Here is a 1255-nt window from a genome sequence, read left to right on the forward strand (position 1 = left end):
TCAGCTCGAAGGCCAAAGCCGGGTGACAGTTTCAATGCAATGCAAGGATGGTCAAACCGTTCATATCAGAAAAAGCAAACGACCAGAACCCAGACGACAAGAAATTTATAAAGCTTTGGAGATAGGTTTATATCCAGGACCGGTGATTAAAAACATTTTTAGACAAAAGTAGTGCCATAACCAGGAATTTAAAAACAACAATCCGCGTGATTACAATAACTTATAATTTGCAATCGAAAACTTGGGTTAGGCGGTTATTCAAATTCTGTTTGGCGCTCAAATTCGGCGGGCGCCGGTCAAAAATAGAAAATTGATGCAGAATATTATTCGGTGTGAGGCATCTATTAGCTTCAAAGTCGTTTGTGGATCATAAATCCAGAAATATGATTCACAAAGTTTATTCTGTGTGGGCATTTTCTCTTTGAATTGTTTCTCCCAGTAGATCAATTACAAATTGATTCAAACTCTTACCTTCTGATGCGGCTCTTAAAGCGATTTCTGCGTGAAGGGCTGGTGGAACCCTTAAATTAAATCTTCCGGAGTATTCTTTATATGGCTGTATCCCCTCTTCCCGGCATATATCAAGATAGGTTTTCAGGGAGATCCGGCCCTCTTTTTTCAGCTCTTCGATGTTACCGGCGTAAAAGTCTGCACCGCCGTTTAAATCAAGAAATTCGCCCCTAAAGCTGTCGATCTCTGGATCATATTTAATAATGGCTTTGTGGCCGTCTATTTTTAAAATGTTCATCATGGCGTTACCCCGTTTCTTTCAAACCACTTCCGTATACTTGTCACGGCCCCTTTATCTGTGTCCGGAGAAGGGTGTGGCCTGTGGAAAACCTGAACCTCCCCGAAAAGAACCACGCCTATTCTGGAGCCTTCGCGTTCACTGATATTTGCCCCAAGCGCTATGAAAAGAGCTTCGATTGCGGGCCATTTAATGCTCCCGCTAACCGGTCTGGCAAAGATCTGTTCAAGTGTTTTTTGATGTTTACGTTTTACGATTATATGGTACTACTTTTTAATGCCAAGTCAATGAAAATATGCCGTGCCTGGATTCCAATTTAAAGTCAAACAGCCTCGCTCAGTACATTATAGATGGTGGCCCGGGACACACCAAACTCCTTTGAAAGCTGGGTTGGGTTCATCCCATTTGCTCTCTTGGGCGCATTCCCATTTTCCCGGTTTGAAAAAAGCCTATCTTTGAGAACAAAAAACGTGATAGTTTCTTCTCGCTGAGACGACTATAAAATTG

Annotated in this window: 2 protein-coding genes; both read right to left on the reverse strand. The window is 42.2% G+C overall.

What is annotated here, in order from left to right:
• Nucleotides 1-397: 397 nt before the first annotated feature.
• Entirely contained in the window at nucleotides 398-751 is a 354-nt protein-coding gene (locus B147_RS0110270) for a type II toxin-antitoxin system HicB family antitoxin (RefSeq protein WP_020587115.1), read from the reverse strand.
• Nucleotides 748-1008 carry a type II toxin-antitoxin system HicA family toxin gene (locus B147_RS33170; RefSeq protein WP_083927873.1) on the reverse strand — a complete coding sequence of 87 codons (261 nt, stop codon included), beginning with the start codon at nucleotides 1006-1008 and terminating at the stop codon, nucleotides 748-750. The genes B147_RS0110270 and B147_RS33170 overlap by 4 nt, the downstream gene beginning before the upstream one ends.
• Nucleotides 1009-1255: the final 247 nt, after the last annotated feature.

The organism is Desulfobacter curvatus DSM 3379 (assembly GCF_000373985.1).
In the GTDB taxonomy this organism is placed as follows: domain Bacteria; phylum Desulfobacterota; class Desulfobacteria; order Desulfobacterales; family Desulfobacteraceae; genus Desulfobacter; species Desulfobacter curvatus.

Coding starts and splice junctions, on each gene's coding strand:
- B147_RS0110270 (WP_020587115.1), bottom strand. CDS start 751: ATGATGAACATTTTAAAAATAGACGGCCACAAAGCCATTATTAAATAT.